The following is a 24,049-nucleotide window of genomic DNA, read 5'->3' as shown; positions in this document are numbered from 1 at the left end:
GGCGCGCAGCATGCGCGTTGCCTAATTCTAACGACGAGGATTTACACAATGAGCATCAACAAGCTGCTGGTCGCGATGTCCCTGGCTCTGGCCCTGGCCGCCTGCTCGAAGCAGGAAGCTGCCCAGGACGCCGCTGCTTCGGCCAACGAAGCCGCCACCGAAGCCCAGGCTGCTGCCGACCAGGCCGCCGCTGCTGGCGCCCAGACCGCCGACGCTGCCCAGCAGGCCGCTGACACCGCCGCCACCGCTGCTGACGCTTCGGTTGACGCTGCTGCCCAGGCTGGCGCTGCTGCCACCGACGCCGCTGCCGGCGCCGCTGCTGACGCTGCCAAGGCTGCTGAAGGCACCGCTGAGAAGGCCAAGGACGCTGCTGAAGAAGCCAAGAAGTAATAACTTCTTTCTTCACGCTGTTCTGGAAAAGCCGCTGGTTCGCCAGCGGCTTTTTCTTTTCCCGAATGCGCGCGACTGAGCCGCTGCATCGCGACCCCGTCTTCACAACGGCATGAATAGGCTGGCGTCCCCATCCATTGCAGTACCGGAGACCGCCATGAAGATTCGTCCGATCACCACCACCCTGCTGGCCGCCTCCCTGCTGCTGGCCCTGGCCGCCTGCAAGGGCCCGGAAGCCGAACAGGCCAAGCAGGACGCACAGCAGGCCGCCGACAGCGCTGGCGCTGCCGCCCGCGACGCCGTCGACAAGGCTGCGGCTGCCACCCGCGAAGCCGCCGACAAGACCGCCGCCGCCTCCGAGCAGGCCGCCGCCGATACCCAGCAGGCGCTGGACAAGGCAGCAGACGCTACCGCCAACGCTGCCGACAAGGCCAAGGACGCTGCAACCGACGCCGCCGCACACGCCAGCGACGCCACCGCCAACGCCGCGCAGAAGGTTGCCGACAAGGCCCGCGATGTCGCCAACGACGCGAAGACCAACGCGGCCAAGGAAGAAGCCAAGCACTAAGCCCTACCGGCAGCCGAGCATCGACTCGGCGCTACAGGAAAAGCCGCGGCATTGCCGCGGCTTTTCTGCTTTTCGCTCTCCGCTCTTTCTGTTGATTCCGTGGTGGACGGCACGGAAACCGCCCAAGGACGCGCGGGTGGGCTGCGCAGGGGTGTCCGCGGCATGGATGCCGCGGCCAAGCCCCCAAGGACGGGTTCACGGCGTCCCCTGCGCAACCCACTCGCGCGGCCACCGCCGATATCAGCGCCCACCACGAGGGGCTCCGCCGTTGGCCACCTCCTACGGCAGCGCACGCGCCAGCATCGCCGACAGATCCAGCCCCATCGGCAGCGTCCCGAACGCCAGCCCGTGCTCCCCTTCCAACCGGCTGCGTACGAATGCCTCCGCCATCGGGCTGCGCGCACGCAGCAGCAGCGCGGCCTGCAGCAGCAGCGCAGTGCGCTCGCAGAACAGCCGCGCCTGCGACTCGTCCGGCGGCGCCGCCGCTGCCCAGCGCTGCAATGCCGCTGCATAGCGCGCATCCCGGTCGGCCACCGACGCCAGTTCCGTGCGCAGCGCCTCCAGCGCCTCCGGCTCACGCGCCAACGCGCGCAGTACGTCCAGGCACTGGATGTTGCCGCTGCCCTCCCAGATCGAATTCAACGGCGCCTGCCGGTACAAGCGCGGCAGCATCGACTCTTCCACATAGCCCGCGCCACCCAGGCATTCCTGCGCCTCGTTGACGAAGCCCGCCGCACGCTTGCAGACCCAGTACTTGCCCAGCGCCGTACCCACCCGCGCCAGCGCCGCCTCATTGGCGTCCACACCGGCACGGTCCACTGCACGCGCGATGCGCATCGACAGCACCGTGGCCGCCTCCGACTCCAGCGCCAGGTCGGCCAGCACGTTGGCCATCAGCGGGTGCTCCACCAGCAGCTTGCCGAACGTGCGCCGATGGCGTGCATGGTGCAGCGCCTGCGACAAGGCCATGCGCATCTCCGCCGCCGCGCCCAGCATGCAGTCCAGGCGGGTCATCATCACCATGCCGATGATGGTGGCCACGCCGCGCCCCTCCTCGCCCACGCGCCATGCCTGCGCACCGCAGAACTCGACCTCGCTGGACGCGTTGGCCCAGTCACCGAGCTTGTCCTTCAGCCGCATCAACCGGAACGCATTGCGGTCGCCATCGGCCAGCCGGCGCGGCATCAGCAGGCAGGTCAATCCCCCCGACGCTTGTGCCAGCACCAGGAAGCCATCGCACATCGGTGCCGAAAAGAACCACTTGTGGCCAACCAGCCGGTAACGCTCGCCATCGATCGGTTCGGCCCGCGTGCTGTTGGCACGCACATCCGAACCGCCCTGCTTCTCGGTCATGCCCATGCCGAGGGTAATGCCGGCCTTGTCCGTTGCCGGTACATCGCGCGGGTCGTAGACCGGCGCGGCGGCCTTGCGCGCCCACTCGGCCAGGTGCGGCTGCGACTGCAGCACCGCCACCGCTGCGTGGGTCATGGTCAGTGGGCAACTGGTGCCGGCCTCGGCCTGGTGGTGCAGGTAGCTCAGCGCCGCCCGCGCGACATGTGCGCCGGGCTGTGGCTCGTGCCAGGACAATCCAGCGACGCCGTGCGACTTCGCCGTACCCATCAGCTGGTGATAGGCCGGATGGAACTCCACCGTATCGATGCGGTGGCCCTGCGCATCGTGCGTGCGCAGGCGCGGGCGATCGCGGTTGGCATCGAAGCCGAGCCGGTACAGCTCATCACCGGCCAGCGCGCCGTACACCGCCAACCGCGGCGCGAAGCTGCCGGCGCCTTCGCGTTGCACCGCCTCCATCAACGCCACATCGTCGGTCCACAGCTGGCGGCCGGCAAACGGGGGTGGCTGGTTGAGCACCACATGGGTTTCGAAGGGCGCATTGCTGCTGAAGCTCGGTCCACTCATCCGGTCCATCCTGGCGGCAAGAAGTGTGCGTCCCGATTGTGCCGCATCGCCCGCCAAGCCCGCGTTCAGGCCGATTCTCACCCCGTGCACGAAGCGCGCGCCACAGTGATCGCATGGCAGGCAACGACGATCTGGTGGTACTGCGCCCGGAAGGGCTGTACTGCGCCGCGGGTGATTTCCATATCGATCCCTGGCGGCCGGTGCCGCGCGCGGTCATCACCCATGGCCATGGCGACCACGCCCGCCCGGGCATGGGCGAATACCACTGCAGCAAAGGCAGCCTGCCGATCCTGCGCTGGCGGCTCGGTGATGTACCGGTGCAGGCGCATGCCGAAGGTGTGCCCTTCCAGCTCGGCCGGGTGCAGGTGTCGCTGCATCCGGCCGGCCATGTACTCGGTTCGTCGCAGGTGCGCATCGATGACGGCGAGCAGGTCTGGGTAGCCTCCGGCGATTACAAGCGCCAGCCTGATCCCACCTGCACGCCGTTCGAAGTGGTGCGCTGCGATACCTTCATCACCGAGGCCACCTTTGCCTTGCCGATCTATCGCTGGCCGGACACCCCCGCAGTCGCTGCAGAGATCGTCGCCTGGCGCCGCGAATGCGAGCAGCGCGGCGAGGCCGCGATCCTGCTCTGCTATGCCCTCGGCAAGGCGCAGCGGGTGCTGGCTGAACTGCTGCCGCTGGATGATCGCCCGGTTTGGCTGCACGGCGCCATCGCCAATGGCGTGGCGGTCTACCGGCAGGCCGGCGTACCGATGCTGGAGACGCTCGCCGTGGCCGAACAGGGCCGCCAGCCGGACGCGGCGGGCCAGTTGATCCTCGCCCCGCCCTCGGCCGCGGGCACACCATGGATGCGCCGCTTCGGCCGCCACCAGCTGGGTTTCGCCTCGGGCTGGATGCAACTGCGTGGCAACCGTCGTCGCCGCAATGTCGATCGCGGTTTCGTCATTTCCGACCACGCCGATTGGCCCGCACTGCTGCAGACCATCGAACAGACCGGCGCGCAGCGGGTAATCGCCACCCATGGCAATACCGACGCATTGATTCCCTACCTGCGCGAGCGCGGCGTGGCTGCCGAAGCCTTCCGTACCGATTTCGGGAGCGAGGAATGAAGGCCTTCGCCGCGCTCTACCAGCGCCTGGACCGCAGCACCGCGACACTGGACAAGCGTGCGGCGCTGGTCGACTACTTCCGCCATGCACGTGCGCATGATGCGGCGTGGGCGCTGTACCTGCTCAGCGGCGGCAAGGTAGGCGGCGCACGCCGCAAGATCGCCGCCAGTGGCGAACTGCGCGCCTGGATTGCCGAAGAATCGGCGCTGCCACCGTGGCTGGTCGAAGACAGCTATGCCCAGGTCGGAGACCTGGCCGAGACACTGACCCTGCTGCTGGATGATCCAGCGCAGCCTTCGCTCGACCGGCCATTGGCCGAATGGATCGAACAGCACCTCCTGGCGGTGGCCAACCAGCCCGAACCGGTACGCCGCGAGGCGGTGGTCTCGGGCTGGCAGCAGCTGTGCAGCCGCGAACGCCTGGTGTTCAACAAACTGCTCACCGGCGCCCTGCGCGTGGGTGTTTCGCAGCGTCTGGTGCAGCAGGCGCTGGCCGAATGGTCCGGCCTGGACATCGCGCGCATCGCCCAGCGCATGCTCGGCGCCTGGGTGCCCTCACCCGGGCTGCTGGGCCAGCTGTTGTCGCCGGACGAGCTGCCACTGGACCGGCAACAGCCCTACCCGTTCTTCCTCGCCTCGCCACTGGAAGGCACTCCCGGCGATCGCCTCGGTCCCGTCGACGACTGGCTGCTGGAATGGAAATGGGATGGCATCCGCCTGCAACTGCTGCGCCGGCGTGGCGAAGTGGCACTGTGGTCACGCGGCGAGGAGCGCCTGGACGGCCGCTTCCCCGAGATCGAACAGGCGGCGATGAGCCTCCCCGATGGCTGCGTACTGGACGGCGAGCTGCTGGCCTGGGATGAGGCCACCGGCCTGCCGCGCGCCTTCACCGCGCTGCAGACCCGCATCCAACGGCGCAAGCCCGGTACGGCGACGTTGCGCAACACACCGGTACGGGTGCTGGCCTACGACCTGCTTGAACAGGAGGGCGCGGATCTGCGCGGACTGCCGTTGCAGCAACGGCGCATGCGCCTCGCCGAAGTCATCGGCGCACTGGGCGACACGCGTATCCAGCTCTCGCCCGAAGTTCCCGCCGATGACTGGTCGCAGGCTGCAGCACTGCGGGAAGCAGCACGCGAGCGTGGTGTCGAAGGATTGATGGTGAAGCGGCGCGCATCGGCTTACCAGTCCGGACGACGACGCGGCGACTGGTGGAAATGGAAAGTCGATCCACTCACCATCGATGCCGTGCTGTTGTACGCGCAGGCTGGACACGGGCGGCGCAGCACGCTGTACACCGACTACACCTTCGGGGTATGGGACGGCGACACGCTGGTGCCGGTAGCCAAGGCCTATTCGGGTCTGGACGACAAGGAGATCCTGGCTCTCGATCGCTGGATCCGCGCCAACACGCGCGAGCGCTTCGGGCCTGTGCGCAGCGTGCGCGCCGAACAGGTATTCGAACTCGGGTTCGAAGCGGTCAACCGCAGCAGCCGGCACAAGTCCGGGATCGCCGTGCGTTTTCCGCGCATCCTGCGCTGGCGGCACGACAAACCGGCCAGTGAGGCCGACCAGCTGGCCAGCCTGCAGGCGCTGGCGCGATGACCCGCAGCCAGGCGCTGCGCCGGCTGGAAGACTGGTTCGCGACGCGAGGCTGGCGCTCACTGCCGTTCCAGCGCGCGATGTGGCGGCATTACCTGGCAGGAGAATCCGGCCTGCTGCACACACCCACCGGCAGCGGCAAGACGCTGGCGATGTTCGGCGGCCCCTTGCTGCAGGCGATGATCGATCCGCAGCCGGCTCCCCGCCGCGCCAGTGCGGTGCGTCCGCTGCAGGTGCTGTGGGTCACGCCTTTGCGCGCATTGGCCAGCGATACCGCCCACGCACTGCAGACCGTGGTCGATGGACTGGGACTGGGCTGGCGCGTCGGGCTGCGCAGTGGCGACGCCAGCAGCCGCGAACGCCGACAGGCACGCGAGGGTCGCGTCGATGTGCTGGTGACTACGCCGGAATCATTGGCGCTGCTGCTGAGCTATCCGGATACGCTGCCGCGCATGCGCCAGCTGCGCTGCGTGGTGGTGGACGAATGGCATGAACTGCTGGGCAACAAGCGCGGCGTGCTGCTGCAGTTGGACCTGGCGGTGCTGCGCGACGCCGCCCCCGCGCTGCAGCTGTGGGAGCTGTCGGCCACGCTGGGCAATCTTGCCCAGGCGCGCGACGTGCTGCTGCCCGACCGTCCGGACGCACCGATCGTGCAAGGCGTCCGCCCGCGCCCGATCACGGTACGCAGCCTGCTGCCCGAACCAGGAGAACGTTTTCCGTGGGCCGGGCATCTTGGCCTTGCACAGCTGCCGCGTGTGCTGGACGCGCTGATGCAGGCGCGCAGCAGCCTGTTATTCACCAACACCCGCGCGCAGGCCGAACTGTGGCACCAGGCGTTGGCCGCGGTCTGGCCGGAAGATCCACACACGTTGGCGCTGCACCACGGCTCGCTGGATCCGGTGCTGCGCCAGCAGGTCGAGGAAGGACTGCGCGCCGGCGCATTGCGCTGCGTGGTCGCCACGTCCAGCCTCGACCTTGGCGTGGATTTTCCAGAGGTCGAACAGGTGCTGCAGCTCGGCAGCCCTAAGGGCGTGGCACGCCTGCGCCAACGCGCAGGCCGCGCGCGCCATCGTCCCGGTGCCAGCGGCACCGTCCTGTGCATTCCCAGCCACGCGCTGGAACTGGCCGAGTACGCAGCCGTGCGCCGCGCGTTGCGTGAAGGCGTGGTCGAAGCACGGCGACCGCCGACACTGTCGCTGGATGTACTGGCCCAGCATGCGGTCAGCCGCGCGCTCGCCGGCGGCTTCGACAGCGATGCGTTGCTGGCGCAGGTACGTCGCACCCATGCCTTCGCCGCGCTTGCTGATGATCAGTGGCAGGCGGTGCTGACATTCATCGTGCAGGGCGGCCAGGCGTTGGCCCAGTACCCCGATTTCCACAAGGTCGTGCAGGACGCCGATGGCCACTACCGAATGCATGATCGCCGCCAGGCGCTGCGCCACCGGTTGTCAATCGGCACCATCAGCAGCGATGGCAGCGTTCGCGTGCAGTTCCTGCGCGGCGGAGGCCTGGGCGCGGTGGAGGAACAGTTCGCCAGCCGTCTGCGCCGCGGTGATCGTTTCCAGTTCGCGGGCCGCCTGCTTGAGCTGGTGCAGCTGCGCGACATGACCGCCTTCGTGCGGCTGGCGCGCGGAGCTGGCGACGGCGTTGTGCCGCGCTGGCAGGGTGGCCAACTGCCGTTGTCGATGGCGCTCGGGCACGAACTGGAAGCGGTCCTGTCAGGGGCCGACGCGAGTGCCGAATCACGCTGGCTGGCACCGCTGCTGGCACTGCAGGAGCAACTGTCCGCACTTCCGGGGCAGGACCGCCTGCTGGTGGAGGAGGTGCGGCGCCGCGAGGGCCAGTTCCTGTTCGTGTTTCCGTTTGCCGGCCGTCACGTTCACGAGGCACTGGCCGCACTGCTGGCACTGCGCATCACGCGCCGGCAGCGCAACAGCATCGGCTATGCGGTGAACGACCACGGCCTGGTGCTGGCACCGGCACAGGCGGTCGATCTGGACGCGCAGCAGTGGCTGGCCCTGTTCACCACCGATCAACTGCTCGATGACCTGCGTGCAGCGGTGAACCTCGGTGAGCTGGCGCGTCGGCAGTTCCGCGGCATCGCGCGCGTGGCCGGCCTGCTGGTGCCGAGCCTGCCAGGCGGCATGCCGCGTTCGCTGCGCCAGCTGCAGGCCTCGGCGGGCCTGCTGTACGACGTGCTGCGCGAGCACGATCCCGACCATCTGCTGCTGGCATTGGCCGAACACGAAGTGTTGCACGACAGCCTGGACCTTCCCGGACTGCAGCAGGTACTGGCGAGGATCGGCACGAAGTCCCTTTTGGTGCAGCGCCCTTCATCACTCACGCCTTTGGGGTTCCCGCTGTGGGCCGAGCGGCTGCGCGGGCAGTTCAGCAACGAAGACTGGCGGACCCGCGTGCAGCGCGCCGCACACCAGCTGGAACGCCGCCATGGCCGATGAACTTCCGCTACTGCTGGCCGGCGAGCCGATGATTATTGCCGGCACGCGCGCACTGTACTGGCCAGCGCGGCAGGCGCTGCTGATCGCCGACCTGCACCTGGGCAAGGCTGATGTGTTCCGCCGCGCGGGAATCGCGCTGCCGAGCGGCGGCACTTCGGAAGACCTGCAACGACTGCAGGTGTTGCTGGACGAGCATGCCTGTCGCGAACTGTGGATTCTCGGCGACATCCTGCATGGGCCAGCGCATCGCGCAGCGTGGTACCAGCAGTGGCTGGGCTGGCGCGAACGGAATGCCGGGCTGGAGGTGCATGTGCTGCGCGGCAATCACGACCGTCAGCTGCCGCACGCCCAACTGCAGGTGCAGATCCACGAGGAAGCGCGACTGCCGCCATTCCTGCTCCGCCATGAACCAACACCGGATGCGGCGTTGCACGTGATCGCGGGGCATCTGCATCCGCAGGTTGCATTGCCTTCGCTGCGCCGGCGCTTTCCCGCCTTCTGGCTGCGCGAGCGGATCACGGTCCTGCCCGCGTTCTCCGCGTTCACCGCTGGCATCGTTCCTGCACCGGCACGCGGCGAGCGCATGCTGGCCTGCGTGGAAGGCAGCCTGGTGCAACTGCCAGCGCCGTGACTCAGGCCGGGCGGATGTCCAGCTCCTGCATCACGCGGAAATCCGGCGTGTCATCGTCACGCCGCCGCGGCAGTGCCCGGATCGCCGCAAGCATCTCCTGCGCACAGGCGCGGATACGCGCGTGATGCTCCTGCGATGCGTGGCTGATCAGGCTGCCGACATGGAACTCGAACACGTCCTCCAGTACGTCGGGCTGGTCCTCGTGCAGCATCTGCAGCAGACCGCGCAGCTTGCAGATTTCCGATTCCAGCTCTTCGACCGCGAACAACATGGCGTCCTCCTCTTCAACATCGGGCGGCACATCCGGGCCGCAACAGGCTGCAACGGCAGGACCGCCCGGGCCACGCGCGATGTTGATCACGGAAAGGAAAACGGGCGACGCGACGTTTGCGTGCTCCCTTCTTGTCGCATATCCGCGGTGAGGCAACCGTTAATTCACGTGACGACGCGGCTTCACGCGAGTGCTTTTGCCGTGCTGATGCGGTGTGGCTCGGCAACATCGGCCAGTGCATCGATGAAGGCGGGATCGAGTGCCAGCGAACCGAACCAGCCGTGCTGGGTGCCGCTGAGCACACGCAGCATGTGCCCACGGCCACCGGGCAGGCGCCCCATCGGTCCCAGCAGCACGTCGCGTGCCTTCGCCCACACATCACGATCGGATTGGAACAGCGGCGTCAGCCAGCGGCTCCAGCGCTGGTATACGGCCACGTGCGCTCGCCGCTGCGCCTGGTAGGCCTGCAGCGCGATCGCACCGCCGCCGTGCGCGCGCAGCGCATCACGCAGCGCCAACGCATCCAGCAGCGCCATGTTCACGCCCTGCCCCAGTTGCGGGCTCATCGCATGCGCGGCGTCACCGGCCAGCACCATCCGGCCGTGATGCCAGCGCGTCATCACCGCATCGCGATAGACCGCGCGCGCCAGCTGTCCGGCGCCCTGCAGATGCGCGAAGCGCGCACTGGCCTGCGGCCACAGCGTGTGCAGTTCATCCAGCCAGGGGGCCATGCCATCGGCCTGCCAGCGTTCGAAGTCGGCGCGTGGCAGGCTCCAGAAAAAGCTCAGCCGCGGCGTGTCGTCGCCCGGGCGGGTACCCACCGGCAGCAGCCCGATCATCTTGCGCGCAGCCACATAGCGCTGGCGCAGCTCCTGTAGATGCGGCCAATCTTCGGCCGGCAACAGGCACCACAGCGCGCCCCACGGATACACACGATCCAGCCCGGCGCCCCCCTCGATGGTGCCGCGCAGCGAAGACGCTGCGCCATCGGCAGCGATGACCAGATCGAACGGGCCGTGCTGACGCCCTTCGCTGTCGCGCAGGCGGCCGTGCTCGGCATCCACCTCGACGATGGTCGTTCCGGCATGCAACTGGCCCGCGCCGGCGCGGGCTTCATCCAGCAGCGAGAACAATGCCCCGCGCTGCATCCCCAGGCCATGCAGGCGCGCGTCCAGGCCGTCGTAGCGCATGTCCATCACCGCACGCTCGCAGGGCGTATCGCCATACAGGCGATGTACCGGTGCGGCATGCGCACGCACGGCCTCGAGCAGGCCCATCTGCCACAGCACCTGCAGGCCGCTGGGCTGCAGCAGGAAGCCGGCCCCGACCGGCCCGGGCGTGGGCACACGCTCGAAGATCTCCACCTCGTGGCCGTCACGGGTGAGCAGGATGGCCAATGCCTGGCCAGCGGTGCCGTAACCAATCACGGCGATGCGCAGTCGTTCCGTCATGCCCGCATTGTGCCCGAGCCGGGCCGATGGCGAACGGGTCGCAGGCGGCAATGCAAAAAAAACCCCGCCGAAGCGGGGTTTTCAACGCACTGTCGAGTGGATCACTCGGCCGGCGTGATGTTCGAAGCCTGGGCACCCTTCGGGCCCTGGGTCACGTCATAGGTGACACGCTGGCCTTCCTGCAGGCTGCGGAAGCCCTTGGAGTTGATGGCGGAGAAGTGCGCGAACACGTCGGCGCTGCCATCCTCCGGCGAGATGAAGCCAAATCCCTTGGCGTCGTTGAACCACTTGACGGTACCGTTCGGCATGGTGATGCGAGACCTTATGCAATGAATGGGTGGTGTACGCTGAACCCGCGCACAAGCTGAGTATGCAAAGCTTGCTCAGCGAAGACAATCACCCCCGTGCCAATTCGCCCACCAGTTCCGGAAGTCCGTTGCTGGCCGCCTGCACGTTGGCCAGCACTTCGGCCATCGTGATCTCCTCGCCGTCCCCACAGCCGGCAGCCCAGTTGGCGATGATCGCCAGGCAGGCGTAATCAAGCCCCAGCTCCCGTGCCAGCGCGGCTTCCGGCATACCGGTCATGCCCACCAGGTCGCAGCCATCGCGGCGCATGCGGGCGATTTCGGCGATGGTTTCCAGGCGCGGGCCCTGCGTCGCGCCGTAGCAGCCACCGTCATGGACCGTGACACCGGTCACTTTGGCCGCCGCCAGGATCTTGCTGCGCAGCATCGGCGTGTACGGATGGCCGAAATCGACGTGGAGCACGTCGCTGCCCTCTTCTTCACAGAGGGTGCTGATGCGGCCCCAGGTGTAGTCGATGATCTGGTCCGGGCAAGCCAGCACGCGCGGACCGAAGTCGTCGCCGATGCCACCCACCGTGTTCAACGCAAGCACCCGCTGCGCACCGATCTGCTGCAATGCGGCCAGGTTGGCGCGATAGTTGATCTTGTGCGGCGGCAGCGAATGGCCCTCGCCATGCCGTGCCAGGAACGCTACGCGATGGCCGAGCAGCGTGCCCACGCGTACCGGGCCGGAGGGACGACCGAAACGCGTGTCGACCTCATGGGTCTGCACGTCGTCGAGCTTGGCCAGGTTGTAGACACCGGTACCGCCGATCACGGCCAGGGCGATCTGTTGCATTCGAAGCACTCCATGAAAAGACGAACGCCGGCACCCGAGGATGCCGGCGGTGGAAGAAGACACGCCGCGGGCGGCTGCGCCGTTATTCCTTCATCGCGTAGATGGCCGGCACGCAGCGCAGGGTTTCGTTGACGTCCATGCCGAAGCCGAACACGTAGCGGTCCGGCAGTTCGATACCGGCGTAGTCGGCAACCACGTCCGGCAGCGCGCGGTCATGCTGCTTCACGGTCATCGCGGCGATGCGCACGTCGGTCGCGCCCTGCTCCAGGCACCAGGTACGCACGCCCTGCAGGGTGTAGCCTTCGTCGAGGATGTCGTCGACCAGCAACACGCGGCGGCCGAACAGCGAGGTGGCCGGCTTGTGCTTCCAGACCAGGTCGCCGCCAGTGGTTTCACCGCGGTAGCGGGTCGCGTGCAGGTAATCAAACTGCACGTCCTGGCCGCGCGCGCCCAGTTCCAGCGCCAGCTGGCCGGCAAACGGCAGCGCGCCGTGCATGATGGACAGGAACAGCGGCACCTCGCCCTTGTAATCGCGCGCGATGGCGTCGGCGATACCAGCGATGGCCTTGTCGATGGTGGGGCGGTCGACCAGCAGGTCAGCCTGGGCCAGGGCCTGGGAAATGGTGAGGTTGGGCATCAGACGGTTCTTCCAAGGGTTTCAAGCAAATGGGATTGGGTGTCACCATGGCGGGCATCGGCCAACAGGCCGTCCCAACCAAGCGCGCCGCGACCGAGCAGGCCCAGCAGCGCAGCAGTATTCAGGGAGCGTCCCTGCACCGCATGCAGGGCTTCATCGACCAGTTCCGGATGGCAGACCAGCACCACGTCGCAGCCGGCATCCAGGTGCGCATGCACGCGTGCCGGCACACCACCGGCACTGTGCGAAGCGGCCATGCCGATGTCGTCGGAGAACACTACGCCGCGGAAGCCGAGCTCGCCACGCAGGATGTCCTGGATCCAACGCGGCGAGTAGCCAGCGGGTTCCGGTGCCACCTGCGGATAGATCACGTGCGCCATCATCACCGCGTCAGCGCCTGCGGCGATGCCGGCCTGGAACGGCACCAGGTCCTGCGCGCGCAGCTCGTCCAGCGCGCGCGGATCGATCGCGGTATCGACGTGGGTATCTTCCAGCACGGTGCCGTGGCCGGGGAAATGCTTGAGCGTGGCGGCCATGCCGACCGCGTGCATGCCACGCACGTACGCTGCGGTGAACGCCGCCACCACGTGCGGGTCTTCACTGAAGGCACGGTTGCCGATGGCGCGGTTGCCACGACCAAGGTCGACCACCGGCGCAAAGCTGAGGTCCAGGCCGCTGGCACGCACTTCGCTGGCCATCAGCCAGGCATGCTGTTCGGCCAGGGCCAGCGCCTGCTGCGGATCGGTGGCGTACAGCGCACCGATGTCCTGCAGCGGCGGCAGCTCGCTGTAGCCTTCGCGGAAACGCTGCACACGGCCGCCTTCCTGGTCCACGCAGATCAGCTGCGGGCGCGGGGCTGCGGCACGGATCGCCGCGCTCAGATCGGTCACCTGCTGGCGCGAGGCGAAGTTGCGCTTGAACAGCACCACCCCGGCCACGGCATCGTGCTGCAGCCAGTCACGCTCCTGGGCAGTCAGTTCGGTGCCGGCAACGCCGATCAGCAGCATGGTCGATCTCCACAACGCGCGCCCGCATGGCGCAGTGCCGCATTGTCGCAGAACCGGCCGACAGGCGCAGTGGTCAGAAAAGGGGACGGAGGGGATTAAGTCGCAATCGGCCCCTACGGGCTGGATACGTCTTAATTCCCTCCGTCCCCTTTTGGGGTGCGCTCAGACCTTGCAGCCGTCCGGGCCGCAGGCCTCGTCTCCGTCAGCCGAAGCTGCCGGAGCGCCCTGTTCGGCAGCGATCTGGCGCAGCGCGTTGGCGAAGGCCTCCGGCGGCGGTGCCCCGGAAATGGCCCACTTTCCATCGATGACGAAGGTCGGCACCGAGGAAATGCCCAGCGCATGGGCCTGCGCCAGCTTGGCTTCGACCTCGGCCAGGCCGCGGTCGGAGGCCAGCATCTGCGCGATTTCACCAGCGTCGAGGCCGCCAGCCACGCCGGCCTTGATCAGCACCGAGGGGTCCGCCAGGTTCTGGCCATGCTCGAAGTGGGCGCGGAACAGCGCTTCGCCGACCGCATCCTGCACGCCGTGCTGGCCGGCCAGCCACAGCACCCGGTGCGCCGGCAGCGTGGTCACCCGCACCTGGCCCTGGCCGAAATCCATCGGCAGGCCTTCTGCACGCGCAGTGGTCTGGGTCTGGCCGAGGATCTGCTCGGTGCGCTCGACACCACCGAACTTGCGCACGTAGGCCTCGCGCAGCGGGACCGGGGTAGCGTCCGCGTCCGGGTCCAGCTGGAACGGCTGCCAATGGATGTCGAGTTCAGGCGCGTCCGCGCCCAGCAACTGCACGCCCTGCTGGAAACGATGCTTGCCAATCCAGCACCACGGGCAGACCACGTCGGAGTAGATGTCGATTCTCATCCTTTCCACATGGGGGCCGACACCCTCGATAAAAGGGGACGGAGGGGATTAAGTCGCTTTCCGCACAGATGGGGTAAGGGCGGCTTAATCCCCTCCGTCCCCTTTTCAGGGTTCACCACTGTGAATAGGGGTGGTTGGCGAGCGCGACGTTGTAGTAGCGGGCGTCGTCGGTGACTTCGTTACCAACCCAGTCCGGCAGGTCTATAGCCTGGTCAGCGCTGTCCAGCTCAACCTCAGCCACCACCAGGCCGGCGTTGTCGCCGAGGAACTCGTCCACTTCCCAGGTCAGGCCGGCGTATTCGACCAGATGGCGGCGCTTGTCGATCAGGCCACCCACGCACAGCGCCAGCAGTGCGCGGGCATCGTCCACCGGGATCGGATAGTCGAACTCCTGGCGGGTGTGGCCGATGGTGCGCGACTTCAGGTTCAGCGCGGCATGGTCGCCTTCGATGCGCACGCGCACCGAGGCGTTCTGTGTGCCGCGATCGAGCGCGCCCAGGTCGTTGATGTACCCCTGCGCCATCGGGATGACCCGGTGCGCGGCGGCGCGCCAGCCCTCGCTGCTGACGAGGAATTTGCGTTCGATTTCGATGCCCATCGCGCCATTATGCGCGATGGGCATGGCAGCCGTTCAGCGCTTCTCGAACACCGCGATGCTTTCCACGTGCGCGGTATGCGGGAACATGTCCATGGCGCCGGCGCTGACCAGGGTGAAGCCCTGCTCATTGACCAGGTAGCCGGCATCGCGTGCCAGCGAGCCCGGGTGGCAGCTGACATAGACGATGCGCTTGAACTGCTTCAACGGCAGCTGCTGCAGCACTTCGATCGCGCCCGAACGCGGCGGATCCAGCAGCAGCTTGTCGAAGCCCTGGCGCATCCACGGCGTGCTGCGCTGGTCCTGGGTCAGATCAGCGCTGAAGAACTGGGCATTGGGCAGGCCGTTGCGTTCGGCATTCTCACGGGCGCGGGCGACAAGGCCGGCATCGCCTTCGACACCCACCACTTCGCGCACGCGGCGGGCCAGCGGCAGGGTGAAATTGCCCAGGCCGCAGAACAGGTCCAGCACGCGCTCATCCTCGCCGGGCTCCAGCAGGTCGAGGGCATGGGCGATCATCTTCTCGTTGAGCTTGGCGTTGACCTGGATGAAGTCCAGCGGACGGAACGCCAGCTCCACGTCCCACGGCGCCAGCCGGAACGACAGCGGCACGCCCTGCCCGTCCAGCGGCTGCACGGTATCCACGCCACCGGACTGCAGGTAGATCACGAAGCCATGCTGCTGGCCAAAGGCGGCCCAGGCAGCACGGTCGGCATCGCTCAAGGGCTGCAGGTGGCGCACGGTCAGCACCACGGCCTGGTCACCGGCGATGAATTCGATCTGCGGGATGTCGCGCTTGCCATCGAGCGACTCGATGAAGGTCGACAATGCCTCGACCTTGGTACCGATTTCCGGGATCACGGTCAGGCACTGGCTGAGATCGGCAACGAAGCGCGGATCCTGTTCACGGAAGCCGACCAGGGTCTTGTCCTTCTTCTCGACCCGGCGCACCGAGAAGCGGCCCTTGCGGCGGTAGCCCCAGCTCTCGCCGACCAGCGGCGCCAGCACGGTGCCCGGCTTCACATGGCCGATCCGCTCCAGGTTGTCCATCAGCACGCGCTGCTTGGCGACGATCTGCTGGTCTTCGTCCAGGTGCTGCAGCACGCAGCCAGCGCAGGTGCCGAAGTGCGGACACTTCGGGGTGACGCGCTGCGGCGAGGCCTTCAGCACTTCCACCGTACGCGCTTCGTCGAAATGGCGGCTGCGGGCGGTCTGTTCAGCCATGACCACCTCACCCGGCAGGGCGCCGCTGACGAAGGTGACCTTGCCACCCTCGCCTTCACGGCGGGCGACGCCGCGACCATCATGGCTGAGGTCGAGGATTTCGGTCTGGAACGGGGTACGGTCGATGCGGGAACGGGATCGGGCCACGTGGCGACAGGCTGCGGGCAAAAATGGGCGCGTATTGTCGCAGATCCTGACCGGCAGGGTCCGGACCCGCTTGCGCCCGCCGCCGCCGTGCTTGATGATTACAGCAGCTGACATGGAGGCAGCCCTGATGCAGATGACCCCGCGGGCCAGCCGGCCCCGCTTCCTGCTTGTCGAGGACGACATCATCAGCCGCGGTTTTTTCAAAGCGGCGTTGGAAACGTTACCGGCGGACGTGGACACCGCAGACTCGTTGGCCAGTGCCCTGGCCAGCGCCGAGCCCGGCGCGCATGACCTGTGGCTGATCGACGTCAACCTGCCTGACGGCAACGGTGCGCAGCTGTTGCGCGAACTGCGCCGTTCACACCCCGATACGCCGGCGTTGGCGCATACCGCCGACGGTGATACCTCCATTCATGCCCGCCTGCGCGAGGCCGGGTTCAGCGACACCCTGGTCAAGCCACTGGGCCGCGACCAGTTGCTGAAGGCCGTGCGCCGCGCCCTGGTCAACAGCCCCGCCGGGATCGTCATGGCACAGGTGCCGGCGGCGGTCGAGCTGCAGGTCCAGGACTGGGATGAGACGGCGGCGCTGGCCGCGCTCAATGGCCAGCGCAACCATTTGATCGCCCTGCGCGAGTTGTTCCTGGCCGAATTGCCGGGCGTGCGCGATGCGGTCGAGCAGGCGGTGGACCAGCACGACGAGCGCCAGCTGCGCAGCCAATTGCACCGGTTGCAGGCAAGCTGCGGCTTCGTGGGCGCGGCACGCCTGGCCCGTGCGGTGCGCCAGTTGCATCATGCGCCGGAGTCCGGGCAGGCCCAGGCGGGGTTCCGCGACGCGGTAGCTGCCCTGCTGCATTGAGGGTCGCTCGGCAGGGCTGCAAGCCCTGCCAAACACCCCTCAACGCCTGGGAGCGAGCTGCTCGAGCATTTCCCAGGACTTCAGTCCCCGCGGCCCGAGGTGATGGGCCAGCACCCGCCGCATCGGCAGGCGCAAGCTCGCCAGGTCGGCGGCATCAGGCTCTTCATCGGCGGCCAGCGCCAGCAGCGCCGAGCCGGTCGCGGCTGCGCGGCGTTCGCCACCGCGCTCGCTCAGCAGGCGCTGCGCGCCTTCCTGTGGGTCCAGTTCATAGCGCGCGGCCGGGTCGATCGGCTGACCGTCGCTGGCACTGTCCAGCTCAAAACCCAGGCCCAGCGCGGTCAGCAGCTCGCGTTCGAACCGGCGCAGGGTCCAGGCCAGGCCCGCCCCCACTCCCAGTCGCGCACGCGCTTCGCCGTAGGCCAGGTACAGTTCCGGCAGCGGGTCCTGGCGCGGGGCCAGGCGCAGGGTCAGCTCACTCAGGTAGAAGCCGGCCAGCATCGCCTGGCCAACCAGACGCGGTGCCGTGTCCAGCGCCTCGGCGCCACGCAGCTGGGCCAACTCACCGCGCTGCAATGCGCTGAAGCGGATCCACTGCAGTGGTTGCAGGGCGGCGCGCAGCACCTGGCCCTTGGCAGTGGACACACCACGCGCGAGCAGGCCGATGCGGCCATGCTGCGCGCTCAATACCTCGACCAGCAGGCTGGTCTCACGGTAGGCCCGTGCATGCAGCACGAAGCCGGTGTCGTCCTCGATCAGCATCGAAGCGACCGTTCCGGGTTACTCGTAACCGAAGGCCTTCAGTGCGGCCTCGTCGTCGGACCAGCCTTCACGCACGCGTACCCAGGTTTCCAGGAACACCTTGGCCCCGAACAGACGCTCCATCTGCAGGCGGGACTTGGCCCCGATCTCCTTCAGGCGGGTACCACCCTTGCCAATCACGATGGCCTTCTGGCCCTCGCGCTCGACCCAGATCACCGCACCGATGCGCAGCAGGTTGCCATCTTCGGTGAAGCGTTCGATTTCCACGGTGGTGGCATACGGCAGCTCTTCGCCCAACTGGCGCATCAACTGTTCACGCACCAGCTCACCGGCCAGGAAGCGCTGGCTGCGGTCGGTGATCTCGTCTTCGCCGAACATCGGCGGCGCTTCCGGCAGCAGTGCCAGCACGTCGCGCACCAGGGCTTCCAGGCCGTTGCGCTTCTGCGCCGAGATCGGATGCACGGACGAGAAATCGCGGCCGGCCGTGACTTCCTGCAGGAACGGCAGCAGCGCGCCCTTGTCCTTCAGCCGGTCGATCTTGTTGACCACCAGCACCACCGGGATGCCTGCGTCGCGCAGCACATTGAAGGCCAGGCTGTCTTCTTCGTCCCAACGACCCGCTTCGATCACCAGCAGGCCGGCGTCGACGCCTTCCAGCGAGCCGCGCGCGGCGCGGTTCATCACCCGGTTCATCGCCCGCTTCTGCACCTTGTGCAGGCCGGGGGTGTCGACCAGCACCAGCTGGCCTTCCGGATAGGTGGCGATGCCCAGCAGGCGATGGCGCGTGGTCTGCGGACGGTTGGAGACGATGCTGACCTTGGCGCCGACCAGGGCATTGGTCAGGGTCGACTTGCCCACGTTCGGGCGGCCGATGACGGCCACGCTGCCGCAATGATGGGGAGTTTGTTCGCTCACTTGGAATCCAGTTGTTCTAGGACGGCCGCAGCCGCCTGTTGTTCGGCAAGCCGCCGCGAGGCGCCTTCGCCCTCGGTGCTGGCGGCCGGGTCGGCTACGATGCAGCGTACCCGGAAGTGTTTGGCATGGTCGTCACCGGATTCTGACACCAGTTCATACTGCGGCAACGCCTTCTGTCGGGCCTGCAGCCATTCCTGCAGGCGGGTCTTGGGGTCCTTCTCGGGCCGGCCGGAGGCCGGCAATGCCTCGATCGAAGCGCTGAACCAGGGCAGAACCACTGCCCGGCAGGCCTCGAAGCCAGCATCCAGGTAGATCGCGGCCACCACGGCTTCCACCGCGTCGGCCAGGATCGAGTCGCGACGATGACCGCCGGACTTCATTTCGCCCGGCCCCAGGGTCAGCCGTTCGCCCAGTTCCAGAGTGCGCCCGATCACCGCCAGCGCGCCTTCACGCACCAGCTCGGCACGGGCACGGGTCATCGCGCCTTCGTCAGCCTTGGGCCAGCGCTGGTACAACGCCTCGGCCGCCATCATGTTGACGATGCTGTCGCCGAGGAACTCCAGGCGCTCGTTGTGCGGCGCACCGGCACTGCGATGCGTCAGCGCCTGCTTGAGCAGGGCCGGATCGCTGAAGGCATGACCGATCAGGTCGCCACGTTGGATGAATTTACTGGGCACCGCTTCGTGTCAGGTCCTGGGAAGAATCGAATTTGCCAACCACATCGAGGTTGCCGACCAGCGGCCGGCGCACTTCGTAGTTGACCTTGAGGGTCCAGCCATTGTCGCGACGATCAAACTTGACGTTGGCCGGCTTCACGTTGTCCGAGTAGTTGATGTACAGGCGCTTGAAGAACAGGTCCTGGATCCGCGACGGCTCCATGCTGCCCACGCCCGGCTCGTTGGCCAGGCTCTTCATCGCCGAGCGCACCGCGTAGTACTCCTGGTACATCGGGAACAGTTTCATGCCGATGTAGAGGAAGAAACCGACCACGATCAGGACCGCCAGGAACGAGGTCAGGGTCATGCCACGCTGCGTGTTCATCGTCTTCATTGCGTTCTCCCCAGATACGCGTTGGATGTGAAAATACTCAGTTGATGCCCGATCAGTTGATGCTCGAACCGATCCGCGACGGCTCGAAGCCATCCTTGCAGAACCAGCCCTGGCAGTTGAGCCAGATCAGGAATGCCTTGCCGCGCAGGTTCTCTTCCGGCAGCAGGCCCCAGAAACGACCATCGTCGCTGTTGTCGCGGTTGTCGCCCATCACCAGGTACTTGCCGGCAGGCACGGTCCACTGGCCCTGGCCGCGCGGATAGTCGGTCTCCAGCACGGTATGGGTACGGCCCGGGAGGTGCTCGACCAGCAGGTTGGCACCTTCGCCCTGGCCCTTGTGGCCGGCGTAGATACCCTTGTTGTCGTACTTCAGCGGCTCGCCGTTGAGGATCACGCCGTCGCCTTCGAAGACCACGGTGTCGCCCGGCACGCCGATCACGCGCTTGATGAAGTTCTCGCCCTTGGCCGGATCCTGGTCGCTGTGGCCCGGGAAGTGGAACACCACCACGTCACCGCGCGACGGTTCACCGACCGGCACGAACTTGGTGTTGCTGATCGGCAGGCGCAGGCCATAGGAGAACTTGTTGACCAGGATGAAGTCGCCGATCAGCAGGTTCGGCATCATCGAGCTGGACGGAATCTTGTACGGCTCGGCGATGAAGCTGCGCACGATCAGCACGATCGCCAGCACCGGGAAGAACGCGCGCGAGTAGTCCACCAGCACCGGCTCGGAATCGAGCAGGCCCGCGCGCTGGGCGCGGCGCTTGGCGAGATACAGCTTGTCCGCGAGCAGGATCAGGCCCGAGGACAGGGTCAGCACGACCAGGAGGATCTCAAACAGTTTCATTCAGGGTCCTTTGCAACGTCACCAGACGACCGGCCCCGCAGGGCCGGTGCGGGCTTACTTGTTGTCCATCTGCAGCACGGCCAGGAACGCTTCCTGCGGGATCTCCACACGGCCGACCTGCTTCATGCGCTTCTTGCCTTCCTTCTGCTTTTCCAGAAGCTTCTTCTTGCGCGAAACGTCGCCACCATAGCACTTGGCCAGCACGTTCTTGCGCATGGCCTTGACCGTGGTACGGGCGATGATCTGCGAGCCGACGGCAGCCTGGATGGCCACGTCGAACTGCTGGCGCGGGATCAGGTCCTTCATCTTCTCGCACAGCTCGCGGCCGCGGCGGTCGGCGTGACTGCGGTGCACGATCAGCGACAGCGCATCGACCTTGTCACCGTTGATCAGCACGTCCACGCGCACGAACGGGCCGGCATCGAAGCGCACGAAGTGATAGTCCAGCGACGCATAGCCGCGGCTGACCGACTTCAGCTTGTCGAAGAAGTCCAGCACCACTTCGGCCATCGGCAGCTCATAGCTGATCTGCACCTGGCTGCCCAGGTAGTTGATGCCGATCTGGCTGCCACGCTTTTCTTCGCACAGCTTGATGATGTTGCCGATGTACTCCTCGGGGGTGAGCACGTTGGCGCGGATGATCGGCTCGCGGATCTCCTCAACATGGTTCACCGGCGGCAGCTTGGCCGGGTTGTCCATGTTGATGATGGTGCCGTCGGTCTTCAGTACCTCGTACACCACCGTCGGCGCGGTGCTGATCAGGTCCAGGTTGTACTCGCGCTCCAGGCGCTCCTGCACGATCTCCATGTGCAGCATGCCGAGGAAGCCGCAACGGAAACCGAAGCCCATTGCTTCGGAGCTTTCCGGCTCGAAGCGCAGCGCAGCATCGTTCAGGCGCAGCTTGTCCAGCGCTTCGCGCAGGTCCGGGTAGTCTTCGGCATCGACCGGGAACAGGCCGGCGAACACGCGCGGCTGCATTTCCTGGAAACCAGGCAGCGGCTTCGGCGCCGGGTCGGCGGCCAGCGTCAGGGTGTCACCGACCGGCGCACCATGCACGTCCTTGATGCTGGCGGTGACCCAACCCACTTCACCGGCGCGCAGCGCCGGCAGCACCTTGCGCTTCGGGGTGAACACACCGACGTTGTCGACCTGGTGGTTGCGGCCGGTGGACATCACCTGCAGCTTGTCACCGGCCTTGATCTCACCCTGCATCACGCGCACCAGCGAGACCACGCCCAGGTAATTGTCGAACCAGGAGTCGATGATCAGCGCCTGCAGCTTGTCAGTGTCACGCGGCTTCGGCGGCGGGATGCGGTGCACGATGGCTTCCAGCACGTCCTGCACGTTCAGGCCGGTCTTGGCGCTGACCGGCACGGCGTCGGCGGCATCGATGCCGATCACGGCCTCGATCTCGGCCTTGGCGCGCTCGATGTCGGCGGTGGGCAGGTCGATCTTGTTGATCACCGGCACCACTTCCAGGCCCTGCTCGACGGCGGTGTAGCAGTTGGCCACCGATTGCGCTTCCACGCCCTGGGCGGCGTCGACCACCAGCAGCGCGCCTTCGCAGGCGGCCAGCGAGCGGCTGACTTCATAGGAGAAGTCGACGTGGCCCGGGGTGTCGATGAAATTCAGGTGGTAGGTCTGCCCATCCTTGGCCAGGTATGGCAGCGACACCGACTGTGCCTTGATGGTGATGCCACGCTCGCGCTCGATCGGGTTGGAGTCGAGCACCTGCGCTTCCATCTCACGGGCCTGGAGGCCGCCGCAGAGCTGGATGATGCGGTCGGCCAGCGTGGACTTGCCGTGGTCGACGTGGGCGATGATGGAGAAGTTGCGGATGTTCCGCATCGAATCAGAAGACATAGGTGGCGGCGGCGCGCGGCGTCGTCAGGGTAACGGTCGATTATCGCACGCCCGGGGCCCGGCCGCGAAAACGGCCTCATCGGGCCGGGGCCGGAATGCCCGAAGCCCCGCCAGGGCGGGGCTTCGGGGGAGTCGCAATGGCCGCCAGGGCGGCCCCGGCAGGCCTTACTGGCCGGCCTTGACCGCCACGAAGGCACTGTTGCCGTTGCCGGTACGTACCAGCAGCATCACCACATCGTCCTTCTTGTAGCTGGACAGCGCGCGGTTCAGGGCATCCACGCTGCCGACCGTGGTGCGGCCGACCTGCAGGATCACCATGCCCGGCGACAGGCCCGCATCACGTGCCGCCTGGCCCTTGACCCCGGTGATGCGCACACCTTCGTTGCCGTCCAGGCCGAACTGCTTGCGCTGCGGCGCGGTCAGATCACTGACATCCAGGCCAAGCAGTGCATTGGCACCCGCCTGCGGGGCCGCATCGGGCTTCGGTCCTGCGGCCGTGCGGGCATTGCCCTGGCCGTCTTCGCTCAGCGCGGTCAGCGTGGCGCTCAGGTCACGCGGCTTGCCGTCGCGGATCACGCCCAGCGTGACCCGGCTGCCCGGCGCCATCGCACCGATCAGCGGCGGCAGGTCCGACCAGCTGTTGACCGGGCTGCCATTGACCGAGCGCACCACGTCGCCGATCTGCACGCCGGCCTTTTCCGCGGCACTGCCGGCCACGATCTGGTTGACCAGCGCGCCGCGGCTGTCCGGCAGGCCCAGGCCCTGCGCCTTCAGCGCATCGATCGGCTCAACCACCGCGCCCAGCTGGCCACGGGTGACCTTGCCACTCTTCTTGATCTGCTCGACCGCGCTCATCGCCAGGTCGATCGGAATTGCGAAGCTGATGCCCATGTAGCCGCCCGAGGCGGAGAATATCTGCGAGTTGATACCGACCACTTCGCCACGGGTGTTCAGCAGCGGGCCGCCGGAGTTGCCCTGGTTGATCGCCACGTCGGTCTGGATGAACGGCACGTAGCGCTGATCGGCGCCACCGGTGCTGCGGCCAAGCGCGCTGACGATGCCGGCAGTGACCGAGTGGTCGAGGCCGAACGGCGAGCCGATCGCGACAACCCACTGGCCCGGCTTCAGGGTATTGGAATCGCCCACGCGCACGGTGGGCAGGTTCTTGCCGTCGATCTTCAGCAGGGCCACGTCGTACTGCTGGTCGCTGCCCACCACTTTGGCGTTGAATTCGCGGCTGTCACCCAGCTTGACCTTCACCTCGCTGGCGTCAGCCACCACGTGGTAGTTGGTCAGCACGTAGCCGTCGGGCGAAATGATGAAGCCCGAGCCCATGCCGCGGCCCTTGATGCTGGGGCCACCGTCCTGCCCGCCCGGCCCCTGCCCCGGCATCGGGAAGTCAGGCCCGAAGAAGCGACGGAAGAATTCCGGCATGTCATCGTCGCCGCCCATCGGGCCACGCGAGGCCTGGCGGTTGTTGCGCACGATGGTGGTGTCGACGTTGACCACGCCCGGCCCGACCTGTTCTACCAGGTGGGTGAAATCGGGCAGGCCGCTGACCAGCGGCTGCGCCGGCGCGCGCGGGGCTGCCGCAGCGGCGACCTGCGGCGGGGCGGCAGGCGGCGCTGGCTGGGCACAGGCCACCAGCGGCAGGGTCAGGGCGAACAGGCCAATGGCCTGCGTGCGGAGTCGGGGAGTCATCGGACGGCAACCTCCGGGTCGGATGGAAAGAGGAATACGGGCCCCGC

The 24,049-nt window shown here is 67.2% G+C and carries 24 protein-coding genes; 7 read left to right on the top strand and 17 right to left on the bottom strand.

The genetic code is table 11. The features are described 5' to 3' along the window. Positions 1-48: 48 nt before the first annotated feature. Entirely contained in the window at positions 49-390 is a 342-nt protein-coding gene (locus DI041_RS07605) for a hypothetical protein (RefSeq protein WP_004153024.1), read from the top strand. A 157-nt stretch (positions 391-547) separates the two neighbouring features. Further along, entirely contained in the window at positions 548-958 is a 411-nt protein-coding gene (locus tag DI041_RS07600) for a hypothetical protein (RefSeq protein WP_046985815.1), read from the top strand. Positions 959-1,237: 279 nt separating this feature from the next. Here the strand turns inward: DI041_RS07600 and DI041_RS07595 are convergent, their stop codons facing one another. Beyond that, the gene (locus tag DI041_RS07595) at positions 1,238-2,875 is read right to left on the bottom strand and encodes an acyl-CoA dehydrogenase family protein (RefSeq protein ID WP_136639575.1); all 1,638 of its coding nucleotides are present in this window, start codon (positions 2,873-2,875) and stop codon (positions 1,238-1,240) included. Between the two features lie 113 nt (positions 2,876-2,988). On the opposite strand from DI041_RS07595, the gene DI041_RS07590 reads away from it, so the two are divergent. The 4 genes from DI041_RS07590 to pdeM are packed head-to-tail and all read left to right on the top strand — an operon-like array spanning position 2,989 to position 8,678. Beyond that, positions 2,989-3,987 (top strand): ligase-associated DNA damage response exonuclease, encoded by a 999-nt coding sequence (locus DI041_RS07590; protein ID WP_046985813.1) that lies wholly within the window; start codon positions 2,989-2,991, stop codon positions 3,985-3,987. Beyond that, complete coding sequence (locus DI041_RS07585; protein ID WP_136639576.1) at positions 3,984-5,591, top strand: ATP-dependent DNA ligase; 1,608 nt, start codon at positions 3,984-3,986, stop codon at positions 5,589-5,591. The genes DI041_RS07590 and DI041_RS07585 overlap by 4 nt, the downstream gene beginning before the upstream one ends. After that, positions 5,588-8,047 (top strand): ligase-associated DNA damage response DEXH box helicase, encoded by a 2,460-nt coding sequence (locus DI041_RS07580; RefSeq protein ID WP_136639577.1) that lies wholly within the window; start codon positions 5,588-5,590, stop codon positions 8,045-8,047. Before DI041_RS07585 ends, DI041_RS07580 begins: the two co-directional genes overlap by 4 nt. Then, a complete protein-coding gene (gene pdeM, locus DI041_RS07575) occupies positions 8,037-8,678 on the top strand; it encodes a ligase-associated DNA damage response endonuclease PdeM (RefSeq protein WP_046985810.1) in 642 nt (213 codons plus the stop codon). Before DI041_RS07580 ends, pdeM begins: the two co-directional genes overlap by 11 nt. A gap of 1 nt (position 8,679) precedes the next feature. Here the strand turns inward: pdeM and DI041_RS07570 are convergent, their stop codons facing one another. From DI041_RS07570 to rlmD, 9 genes are all read right to left on the bottom strand, one after another. Next, positions 8,680-8,949, bottom strand: coding sequence for a hypothetical protein (locus tag DI041_RS07570; protein WP_012511801.1), 270 nt, complete (start codon positions 8,947-8,949; stop codon positions 8,680-8,682). Between the two features lie 182 nt (positions 8,950-9,131). Next, positions 9,132-10,400 (bottom strand): FAD-dependent oxidoreductase, encoded by a 1,269-nt coding sequence (locus DI041_RS07565; RefSeq protein ID WP_046985808.1) that lies wholly within the window; start codon positions 10,398-10,400, stop codon positions 9,132-9,134. 101 nt (positions 10,401-10,501) lie between these two features. Continuing rightward, positions 10,502-10,708, bottom strand: a complete 207-nt coding sequence (locus tag DI041_RS07560; protein WP_005410590.1) for a cold-shock protein — start codon at positions 10,706-10,708, stop codon at positions 10,502-10,504. An 88-nt stretch (positions 10,709-10,796) separates the two neighbouring features. Beyond that, complete coding sequence (locus tag DI041_RS07555; RefSeq protein WP_046985807.1) at positions 10,797-11,543, bottom strand: S-methyl-5'-thioinosine phosphorylase; 747 nt, start codon at positions 11,541-11,543, stop codon at positions 10,797-10,799. A gap of 82 nt (positions 11,544-11,625) precedes the next feature. Continuing rightward, on the bottom strand, positions 11,626-12,180 hold the full coding sequence (locus DI041_RS07550) for a hypoxanthine-guanine phosphoribosyltransferase (RefSeq protein WP_006382796.1): 555 nt from the start codon (positions 12,178-12,180) through the stop codon (positions 11,626-11,628). After that, a complete protein-coding gene (gene nagZ / locus DI041_RS07545) occupies positions 12,180-13,187 on the bottom strand; it encodes a beta-N-acetylhexosaminidase (protein ID WP_046985806.1) in 1,008 nt (335 codons plus the stop codon). Before nagZ ends, DI041_RS07550 begins: the two co-directional genes overlap by 1 nt. Before the next feature lie 162 nt (positions 13,188-13,349). Further along, positions 13,350-14,045, bottom strand: a complete 696-nt coding sequence (locus DI041_RS07540; RefSeq protein ID WP_136639578.1) for a DsbA family oxidoreductase — start codon at positions 14,043-14,045, stop codon at positions 13,350-13,352. A gap of 112 nt (positions 14,046-14,157) precedes the next feature. Then, positions 14,158-14,643 carry a CYTH domain-containing protein gene (locus DI041_RS07535; RefSeq protein WP_046985805.1) on the bottom strand — a complete coding sequence of 162 codons (486 nt, stop codon included), beginning with the start codon at positions 14,641-14,643 and terminating at the stop codon, positions 14,158-14,160. 33 nt (positions 14,644-14,676) lie between these two features. Beyond that, complete coding sequence (gene rlmD, locus DI041_RS07530; RefSeq protein WP_136639579.1) at positions 14,677-16,011, bottom strand: 23S rRNA (uracil(1939)-C(5))-methyltransferase RlmD; 1,335 nt, start codon at positions 16,009-16,011, stop codon at positions 14,677-14,679. 127 nt (positions 16,012-16,138) lie between these two features. Between rlmD and DI041_RS07525 the strand changes: the two genes are divergently transcribed. Further along, a complete protein-coding gene (locus tag DI041_RS07525; protein WP_046985822.1) occupies positions 16,139-16,867 on the top strand; it encodes a response regulator in 729 nt (242 codons plus the stop codon). A gap of 39 nt (positions 16,868-16,906) precedes the next feature. Here DI041_RS07525 and recO read toward each other — a convergent pair whose 3' ends face one another. The 7 genes from recO to DI041_RS07490 form a co-directional block, all read right to left on the bottom strand. After that, positions 16,907-17,626 carry a DNA repair protein RecO gene (gene recO, locus DI041_RS07520; RefSeq protein ID WP_136639580.1) on the bottom strand — a complete coding sequence of 240 codons (720 nt, stop codon included), beginning with the start codon at positions 17,624-17,626 and terminating at the stop codon, positions 16,907-16,909. An 18-nt stretch (positions 17,627-17,644) separates the two neighbouring features. After that, positions 17,645-18,541, bottom strand: coding sequence for a GTPase Era (era, locus tag DI041_RS07515; RefSeq protein WP_006382863.1), 897 nt, complete (start codon positions 18,539-18,541; stop codon positions 17,645-17,647). Then, positions 18,538-19,218 carry a ribonuclease III gene (gene rnc, locus DI041_RS07510; protein ID WP_046985803.1) on the bottom strand — a complete coding sequence of 227 codons (681 nt, stop codon included), beginning with the start codon at positions 19,216-19,218 and terminating at the stop codon, positions 18,538-18,540. Before rnc ends, era begins: the two co-directional genes overlap by 4 nt. Beyond that, on the bottom strand, positions 19,208-19,591 hold the full coding sequence (locus DI041_RS07505) for a DUF4845 domain-containing protein (RefSeq protein WP_006382889.1): 384 nt from the start codon (positions 19,589-19,591) through the stop codon (positions 19,208-19,210). Before DI041_RS07505 ends, rnc begins: the two co-directional genes overlap by 11 nt. Positions 19,592-19,643: 52 nt before the next feature. Next, positions 19,644-20,438, bottom strand: a complete 795-nt coding sequence (gene lepB, locus DI041_RS07500; protein WP_006382890.1) for a signal peptidase I — start codon at positions 20,436-20,438, stop codon at positions 19,644-19,646. A 54-nt stretch (positions 20,439-20,492) separates the two neighbouring features. Continuing rightward, a complete protein-coding gene (gene lepA / locus DI041_RS07495) occupies positions 20,493-22,286 on the bottom strand; it encodes a translation elongation factor 4 (RefSeq protein ID WP_046985802.1) in 1,794 nt (597 codons plus the stop codon). A 180-nt stretch (positions 22,287-22,466) separates the two neighbouring features. Continuing rightward, positions 22,467-24,002, bottom strand: a complete 1,536-nt coding sequence (locus tag DI041_RS07490) for a DegQ family serine endoprotease (protein WP_136639582.1) — start codon at positions 24,000-24,002, stop codon at positions 22,467-22,469. Between the last annotated feature and the right edge of the window lie 47 nt (positions 24,003-24,049).

Source organism: Stenotrophomonas maltophilia (genome assembly GCF_004920835.1).
In the GTDB taxonomy this organism is placed as follows: domain Bacteria; phylum Pseudomonadota; class Gammaproteobacteria; order Xanthomonadales; family Xanthomonadaceae; genus Stenotrophomonas; species Stenotrophomonas maltophilia_AQ.
Note: the sequence above shows the minus strand (reverse complement) of the source record. Positions and strands in the feature narration are given on the sequence as shown.